The organism is Pelagicoccus albus, from assembly GCF_014230145.1.
Taxonomy (GTDB): domain Bacteria; phylum Verrucomicrobiota; class Verrucomicrobiia; order Opitutales; family Opitutaceae; genus Pelagicoccus; species Pelagicoccus albus.
Window position 1 is genome coordinate 355,700 of record NZ_JACHVC010000005.1, and the last position, 8,573, is coordinate 364,272.

General features: G+C 54.9%; 9 protein-coding genes. 8 read left to right on the forward strand and 1 reads right to left on the reverse strand.

The features are described 5' to 3' along the window. Positions 1-45 precede the first annotated feature (45 nt). Positions 46-1,149: a redox-regulated ATPase YchF gene (gene ychF, locus H5P27_RS03425; protein ID WP_185658965.1), complete on the reverse strand. Its 1,104-nt coding sequence runs from the start codon at positions 1,147-1,149 to the stop codon at positions 46-48. A 94-nt stretch (positions 1,150-1,243) separates the two neighbouring features. Here ychF and rpsP point away from each other — a divergent pair, with 94 nt between their 5' ends. From rpsP to rfbA, 8 genes are all read left to right on the forward strand, one after another. Beyond that, positions 1,244-1,513, forward strand: coding sequence for a 30S ribosomal protein S16 (gene rpsP, locus H5P27_RS03430; protein WP_185658966.1), 270 nt, complete (start codon positions 1,244-1,246; stop codon positions 1,511-1,513). A gap of 128 nt (positions 1,514-1,641) precedes the next feature. Beyond that, positions 1,642-2,319 (forward strand): tRNA (guanosine(37)-N1)-methyltransferase TrmD, encoded by a 678-nt coding sequence (trmD, locus tag H5P27_RS03435; protein ID WP_185658967.1) that lies wholly within the window; start codon positions 1,642-1,644, stop codon positions 2,317-2,319. Further along, positions 2,316-2,681 carry a 50S ribosomal protein L19 gene (gene rplS, locus H5P27_RS03440; RefSeq protein WP_185658968.1) on the forward strand — a complete coding sequence of 122 codons (366 nt, stop codon included), beginning with the start codon at positions 2,316-2,318 and terminating at the stop codon, positions 2,679-2,681. The genes trmD and rplS overlap by 4 nt, the downstream gene beginning before the upstream one ends. Before the next feature lie 240 nt (positions 2,682-2,921). Beyond that, a complete protein-coding gene (tkt, locus tag H5P27_RS03445; RefSeq protein ID WP_185658969.1) occupies positions 2,922-4,895 on the forward strand; it encodes a transketolase in 1,974 nt (657 codons plus the stop codon). 222 nt (positions 4,896-5,117) lie between these two features. After that, positions 5,118-5,735: a polysaccharide biosynthesis/export family protein gene (locus H5P27_RS03450; protein ID WP_185658970.1), complete on the forward strand. Its 618-nt coding sequence runs from the start codon at positions 5,118-5,120 to the stop codon at positions 5,733-5,735. Between the two features lie 41 nt (positions 5,736-5,776). Then, a complete protein-coding gene (locus H5P27_RS03455) occupies positions 5,777-6,697 on the forward strand; it encodes a sugar nucleotide-binding protein (protein ID WP_185658331.1) in 921 nt (306 codons plus the stop codon). A 15-nt stretch (positions 6,698-6,712) separates the two neighbouring features. After that, complete coding sequence (gene rfbB, locus H5P27_RS03460; RefSeq protein ID WP_185658332.1) at positions 6,713-7,819, forward strand: dTDP-glucose 4,6-dehydratase; 1,107 nt, start codon at positions 6,713-6,715, stop codon at positions 7,817-7,819. 29 nt (positions 7,820-7,848) lie between these two features. After that, positions 7,849-8,573: glucose-1-phosphate thymidylyltransferase RfbA (rfbA, locus tag H5P27_RS03465; RefSeq protein WP_185658971.1), on the forward strand; the 725-nt coding region annotated here is incomplete at its 3' end.

Below are 8,573 nucleotides of genomic sequence, written 5' to 3' on the forward strand. Positions count from 1 at the left end.
AACGCGGAATTGTTAACCGAATGGACCGCGAGGTCCGGACATGGTTCAGTTGTTGAAGCGGAAAACCGCAACATCCCCGTCCTTGAAGAGATATTCCTTCCCCTCGAGGCGATATTTGCCTGCATCACGGGCGGCAGAAACACTTCCAAGCGATGACAGATCGTCGTAGGCTACGACCTCCGCTTTGATGAATCCCTTCTCGAAATCAGTGTGAATGACGCCGGCGCATTGCGGAGCAGTCATTCCATCTTCGAAAGTCCAAGCTCTCACTTCTTTTTCGCCTGCAGTGAAGTATGTCTTCAGGCCGAGTAGGGCGTAGGTTTCACGGATCAGCAGGGAAACTCCAGAATCGTCGACTCCTAGGTCTGCCAGGAATTCTGCAGCATCTTCAGCGGAAAGGTCGATGAGCTCGGATTCGATCTGAGCTGAAATCACGACACACCCTGCGTCGTGAGCGGTCCTAGCGTACTCGCGTACCTTGGCCACGTAGGGATTTGCCTCGGCGTCAGCCAAGTCGTCTTCCATGACATTGGCCGCGTAGATAACCGCTTTGGATGATAGGAGGTGTAGCCCTTTCAGCGTCACGAGTTCCTCCTTCGACATCTCTAGAGTGTTTGCAGGCTTGCCTTCGTTGAAGTGGGGAAGAAGGCGATCTATAAGCTCTACAGTGGCCGCCGCCTCTTTGTCTCCGGAACGCACTTTCTTAACGAGCTTCTCCTTCTGGCGTTCTACGGATTCCAAGTCGGACAAAATCAGCTCGGTATTGATTACCTCGATGTCGCGGATGGGGTCGACCGAACCCATGCTGTGGACGATGTCATCGTTTTCGAAACATCTAACGACCTGAACAATCGCGTCAGTCTCGCGGATGTTGGCTAGGAACTTGTTTCCCAAACCCTCTCCTTTGCTCGCTCCTGCTACCAGACCGGCGATGTCCACGAATTCGATCGCGGCAGGGATCACTACGCTCGTTCCTGCAATGTTTTGTAGCACCTGGAGACGAGGGTCTGGCACATTTACTACGCCCACGTTTGGGTCGATCGTACAAAAGGGATAATTGGCCGACTCCGCCTTGCGGGTGCGAGTGAGCGCATTGAACAATGTTGACTTGCCAACATTAGGAAGACCGACGATACCAGCTTTCAGCATAAGGGCGGAAAGATCATTGGATTGGATGGGGCTTGACAAGATCCATTTTTGATTAATCGTCCCCACCTTTTCCAATTTTCTAGGAGACGCAAAGATGGCACTAAAGATTAAACTTCAACGCGCAGGCGCAACACACGAACCAGTCTACCGAGTAGTGGTAGCGGAAGCACGCGGACGCCGCGACGGTCGCTTCGTAGAAAAGCTCGGTACCTATCTTCCGAAGCAAAAAGACGCAGCCAAGCAGCTCGAACTCAACGTAGAACGTGCTGAGTACTGGATGTCTGTTGGCGCTCAGCCGACCGACACTTCGAATTCGCTGATCAAGCGTGCTCGCAAAGAGCAGGCTGCAGCGGCCGAAGGCTAAGCCCATTAGGGCTGGTTCCCGTAATCACCTTTCCAAACCCGGCTTTCTGAGAAACGCCGGGTTTGTCTATTTTTACGCCCCGCCTGCAACATTATTATATATAGGCAAAAGTTTCCCGCGGTTTATCGATGAAGATCGATGTTCTAACTCTATTCCCTCAAATGCTCGACGGCTTCCTTTCCGAGAGTATGATAGGCCGTGGCGTAACCAACGGCGTTTTGGAGGTGGATGTTCACAATCTGCGGGATTGGTCCAAAGGTAAGCACAATCAGGTCGACGACCGACCTTTCGGAGGGGGGGCTGGTATGGTTTTGATGCCAGAGCCATTGTTCGATGCCATCGAGGAAATTCAGGAGCCGGAAACGCACCGCATCTATTTGGCGCCCGATGGGGAGCCGCTAACGCCTGAATTAGCCAGAACCTTGGCCAAGAAGAAGCGATTGCTTCTGGTCAGCGGCCATTACGAAGGTATCGACGACCGAGTCCGGGAAAACTTGATCGACCAAGAGATCAGTATCGGCGACTACGTATTGACCAATGGCACCTTGGCGGCAGCAGTTTTGATAGACTGTTTGAGCCGCTTTTTGCCCGGATTTTTAGGTGAAGAAAAGTCATTGACTAACGAAAGCTTCCAAGACAACTTGCTCGACTTTCCTCAATTCACGCGCCCAGCGGTGTTCAGAGGCATGCCTATTCCTGAGGTGTTGCTGTCTGGAAACCACGCGGAAATCGACAAGTGGCGGCAGCGGGAGAGGGAAGAACGAACGCGAAAACGCAGACCAGATTTATTAGAGGATTCACCATGAACGCAGTAGTAAACGAAGTAACAAAGCAGCACCTCAAAGCAGACGTAACCTCCTTCAAGGTTGGTGACGGCGTCAAGGTCCACACGCGTGTGGTGGAGGGCGACAAAGAGCGTATCCAGGTTTTCGCTGGTATCGTGATTGCTCTCAAGGGTTCAGGCATCAACCGTACTTTCACCGTGCGTCGTATTTCCTACGGCGAAGGTGTTGAGAAGGTTTTCCCTGTACACAGCCCACTTATCGACAAGATCGAAGTGGACAAGGAGTCCAAGACTATGCGTGCTCGCATGTACTACCTTCGTGACCTCGTCGGCAAGAAGGCTATGCAGGTCAAGGAAAAGCGCCTTGCCAAGGGCAACCACTAAGCTGCTCGACTAATCAATTTCCAAAGCCGCCCTGTTTTATGGGCGGCTTTTTTTGTTTCTGACTCTGTTTGAAGTTTACGACTCCCGTCATGAACTGAATTGGAGATCTGCCAGAAAGTTGTTCAGGTTCTATTAATAGCTCAACTGTTCACCTGATCTTTGCTGCCTTGAGACTTGAAAGACTACCGTAGGCCGCGATGCTCGAGATCTTTAAAAAGATTTTTTAGCAAGTTAGCATTTATGAACAAAGAACTACTCCAGAAAGCCGCTACTCAAGCACGTGGTCTTGCCATCGACGCAGTCCATGCCTGTTCCTCAGGACACCTAGGTCTTCCGCTCGGCGCCGCTGAGATCGGCTCCGTACTTTTTGGCGAAGCGTTAAGTATTAATCCAGACGAGCCACGTTGGGTAAATCGCGATCGTTTCGTGTTGTCTGCTGGCCATGGAAGCATGTTCATCTACAGCTGGCTGCACTTGTCCGGATTCGATCTTCCGCTAGAGGAGGTTAAGAACTTCCGCCAATTACATTCCAAGACTCCAGGTCACCCTGAGTATATGGAGACGCCGGGTGTTGAGTGCACCACAGGTCCCCTTGGTCAAGGTGTAGGAAACGGAGTCGGATTCGCGATTTCCGGAAAGATGGCTGCCGCCAAGTTCAACACCGACGAGCATAAGATAATCGACAGCAATATCGTAGTGCTCGCAGGTGATGGGTGTTTGCAAGAAGGTGTCGCCCAGGAGGCTTCTGCCTTGGCTGGTCACCTCAAGCTCGATAACCTGATCCTTTTCTACGATAGCAACGATGTCACCCTCGACGCTATGGCGGTCAAAAGCCAGAGTGAGGATACGGCCGCTCGTTACGAGGCAATGGGTTGGGATGTCGTGACTATCGACGGTCACGACCTTGATGCCATTTCGGAAGCCTACTCAGCGGCCAAGGCGGCTGTTGGAAAGCCACAGTTGATTATCTGTAAGACAGAGATTGGACGTGGAATCCCCGAGGTAGCAGGCACCAGTGCTGGCCACGGTGAAGGTGGAGCGAAATATGCCGAAAGCGCTCGCAAGGGCCTCGGACTGCCGGAGGAAACTTTTTACGTTTCCGATGATGTTAAGGAATACTTCGCATCCAAGAAGGCTGAGCGCGTAGCCGCCTACGAATCTTGGCTAGAAACCTACACTGCTTGGAAATCCGCGAATGCTGATTTGGCTGCTCAACTTGAAGCAGGCGCCTCTGCTCCGGTCGATGTAGACGAACTCTTTGCGGCTATTCCTGTTACTGCTGATGATGCCAAGGTCGCCACTCGCGGTTCTGGCTCCAGTGTTTTGCAGCCAATCGCCAAGGCTCGTCCTGAGCTAATCTCCGGCAGTGCGGACCTCCACGGCTCTACCAAGAACTACATCAAGGATGGAGGCGATTTCCTACCTGGAAGCGAAACTGGACGCAATTTGCTCTTTGGAATTCGCGAACACGCGATGGGTGCTTTGATGAACGGCATTGCCTACGACGGTATTTTCAGAGCGTCGGGCGCCACCTTCATGGTTTTCGCCGACTACTGCCGAGCTTCGATTCGTCTGGCCGCTCTCGCCGGGTTGCCCACCATATACATCTTTACCCACGATTCGGTAGGAGTTGGAGAAGATGGTCCTACTCACCAGCCAGTGGAAACCGTATCTGGATTGCGCGTCATCCCGAATCTTGACGTCATTCGTCCAGGAGATGCGGAAGAAACCGCAGGAGCATTTGTCGCAGCCATGGAGCGCCTCGATGGGCCAACCATGCTATCACTGACTCGCCAGAACATTCCAAATATCAACACTGCTTCCGCTGACGTTCGCCGCAAAGGTGTATTGAAAGGTGGATACGTGATTAAGGAAGAGTCGGCTGAGCTCGAAACCATCCTCATCGCAACTGGCTCTGAACTTCAGCATGCTATCGCGGCGGCTGAAGAGTTGGGAGCAGGCACGCGTGTTGTCTCTATGCCATCCATGTTCCGTTTTGACGCTCAAAGCGATGAGTACAAGGAGTCGGTCCTGCCGAAGGCATGCACCAAGCGCATCGCTATCGAAGCCGGCGTTTCTGGTCTCTGGTACAAGTATGTTGGTACCGAGGGTAAGGTTCTAGGAATCGATCGTTTCGGAATCAGTGCCCCGGGCGATACGGTTATGGGCATTCTTGGAATGACTGCGGCTAATATCGTTGCAGCCGCCAAATAAGCGGAGTTTAAACCTCAATTTTCAAATGCCCCAAGAAAGTGTTCTTGGGGCATTTTTTCTGCTAGGGGACTGGGAACGGAATCGGTTTAGGTACAACTAAGTATTCGACGGATGCGTAACAGGTAGCTTGCAAGTTCTTGATGTAGGGCTTTCTGCTTGATTGCGTCATTTAAGTTGGGTGGGATTGTGCCGTTCCCTTAGCGACTCTTTTGAATCTAAATCATGAATAACCAATCATTTGCTGTGCCTGCATTGTTGTCCCGTTTTCAGGGAGCCTTTTTAAAAATCTTCCTACTTGCCACGATCTTATCGGTTCCTGCTGCAGCCCAAAGCGATGGCAGCGCCACGGAGCGTTTCTTGCTTCAGCCGCAGGACTTGGTGAAAATCGATTTTCCGGGAGCTCCTGAGCTCAACATGGAGTTGCAGGTACGTCGCGATGGCGCGATCACTCTTCCAATTGTGGGAGAGGTGGATGTGGCGGGTATGACGCCACGAGAATTAGAAGGCCTCCTTGCTGAAAAGTTCGAGGACCAACTGGTCTCCAATGAAGTCATCGTCTCGGTGATCGAATCTCATTTTACTTACTACCTCGAAGGGGAGGTGCGAAACCCAGGGATCGTTGAATCATTTCGTCAGCTTTCCGTTCTAGAAGCTATTATTGCCGCTGGTGGCATCGACAAGGTCACTGGGAAAATGAAGAAGATCGTTGTTCTGCGTCGTAAAGGAGGCAGGTATCAGCAATTCGAGCTAGACCTCGCTGCGGTCATCGATGGCAAGAACAGCCAGGCCTTCGTATTAGAGTCTTACGACATCGTTTCCGTTCCGCCCCGCGTTTGGTAATTTCACTTTTGTTGCCTAATTTATCCAATCCTGAACCTAACATGATAGCACTCGTAGGATCTACTGGCTACGTCGGAACCGCGTTTCGGCAATTGCTCGAAACCAAAGGCGTCGATTTCACTTCCCTGAGCGGGCGTGATATCGCAAATGGCTCCAAAGCCGAATTCGCGGACGCCCTCAAGGCGACCGGGGCGAAGTTCCTGGTCAACTGCGCGGGCTACACCGGCAAGCCCAACGTGGACGCCTGCGAGCTGGACAAGGGCAATTGCCTTGACGGCAACGCCGTATTGCCAGGCTTGATACGCGAAGTCTGCGGCGACCTTTCCATTGGCTGGGGCCACGTCTCCAGCGGCTGCATCTTCGGCGGCGAGCGTCCCGGCGGCGGAGGCTGGCGCGAGGACGACGCTCCCAACTTCTCCTTCCGCAAGCCTCCCTGCTCCTTCTACAGCGGCACCAAGGCCTTGGGCGAAGAGGTGCTCGGCTACCGTGAAACCGACCGCGGGGAAGGGGAATGGCCGGCTTGGGAACATGAGTCTTCTCCCGAGGGCTACGTCTGGCGCCTGCGCATCCCGTTCAACGAGATCGACAATCCCCGCAACTACCTTACCAAGATGCAGAGCTACGCCTGCCTGCTTCAGGCCACCAACTCGCTCAGCCAGCTGGAGGATTTCGTGACCGCCTGTTTCGCGTGCTACGAGCAGGACGTGCCCAAGGGCATCTATAACGTGACCAACCCCGGAGCGGTAACCACTTCGCAGGTGGTCGACCTGATCAAGAGTTCCGGCGTGAACGGCAAGGAGTTCAAGTTCTTCGAATCGGAGGACGACTTCATGTCCAAGGCCGCCAAGACGCCGCGTTCGAACTGCATACTCGACGATTCCAAGCTCAAGGCCGCGGGAGTGGTCATGCGCCCTGTGGAGGAAGCCTTGGAGTGGTCGCTCAAGAACTGGAAGAAGGCCTAAACGGAGCATTTCCCTATGAAATCTATACTTGTAACAGGAGGCTGCGGCTTCATTGGTTCAAATTTCGTGCGCGTGCTGCTTCGGGACGGCGCGGCCCTGCTCAAGGCGTCCGGCTACGACCGGATCGTCAATGTCGACTCGCTCACCTACGCCGGCAATCCCGCCAACCTGAGCGACCTGGCAGACTCTCCGGAGTACGTCTTTTCCGAGACCAGCATTCTGGACCAGGCCAAGATATCCTCCCTGCTGGAGGAGTATTCGGTTGGCTCGATCGTCCACTTCGCGGCGGAAAGCCACGTGGACCGCTCCATCGACACTCCTGAACCTTTCGTGGAAACCAACGTTACCGGCACGCTTCGCATGCTGGAGGCGGCCCGCCACTTCTGGTCCGGCCTTGAAGGCGAAGCCAAGTCAGGCTTCCGCTTCCTCCACGTCTCTACCGACGAGGTGTTCGGCACTCTCGGTCCCAACGACCCCGCCTTCTGCGAGACCACGCCTTATGCCCCGAACAGCCCTTACTCGGCGTCCAAGGCGTCCAGCGACTTCCTGGTGCGCGCCTACTTCCATACCTACGGCATGCCGGTGGTCACCACCAACTGCTCCAACAACTACGGCCCGTTCCAGTTCCCGGAGAAGCTGATCCCGCTCGTCACCTTGAACGCTTTGGAGGCCAAGCCCCTTCCCATCTATGGCGACGGCAAGCAGATCCGCGACTGGCTCTTCGTGGAGGACCACTGCACCGGCATTCTCGCCGCTCTCGAAAAGGGGGCTCTCGGCGAGACCTACTGCATCGGCGGCCGCAGCGAGATGGAGAACATCCAGATCGTGAAGCGCATCTGCTCCTTGCTCGACGAGCTGGCTCCCGTTTCGGCCAACGAGTCCGCCCAAAAGGCGGGCATCGCCAAGTACGAGGACCTGATCACCTACGTGAAGGACCGTCCCGGCCACGACCGCCGCTACGCCATCAACTGCGAACGCAGCGAGAAGGAGTGCGGCTGGGTGCCTGCCGAGACCTTCGACAGCGGCATCCGCAAGACCGTGCAGTGGTACCTGGACAACCAGGACTGGTGCAAGGACATCGCCGAGAAGAAGTACGCCCGCGAGCGCCTCGGCCAGGCCTAGCCGGACCCAATTCTCCAAAACCCTAGCTTATGAGCGCAAAGCCAAGAAAAGGGATCGTCCTTGCGGGCGGATCCGGAACCAGACTCTATCCTTGCACGATCGCGGTATCCAAGCAGCTGATGCCGATCTACGACAAGCCGATGATCTACTATCCGATCTCGCTGCTGATGCTGGCCGGGATCCGCGAGATCCTCATCATTTCCACCCCACAGGACACGCCGCTTTTCGAGCGCCTGCTCGGCGACGGCTCCGCCTTTGGGGTGAGTTTCAGCTACGAGGTCCAGCCTAGCCCGGACGGTCTGGCCCAGGCATTCCTAATCGGCGAGGAATTCCTCGACGGCGCTCCGGCGGCCCTTGTCCTTGGAGACAACCTCTTCTACGGCCACGATCTCGTGCGCACCCTCAAGGCCGCGGACCAGCGGTCGGAGGGATCTACCATTTTCGGCTACAACGTGGCCGACCCGAAAGCCTACGGCGTGGTCGAGTTCGACCCGGACGGCAAAGTCGTCTCGATCGAGGAGAAGCCCGAGAATCCAAAATCCAACTACGCGGTTCCCGGGCTCTACTTCTACGACGAGCGGGTTGTGGAGTTCGCCAAGAAGATAAAGCCTTCCCCCCGCGGGGAGCTCGAGATCACCGACCTGAACCAGGCCTACCTGGAAATCGGCGACTTGAACGTGGAGCTTTTGGGGCGAGGAACCGCCTGGCTTGATACCGGTACCCACAAGAACCTGATGGAGGCCGGACAGTTCGT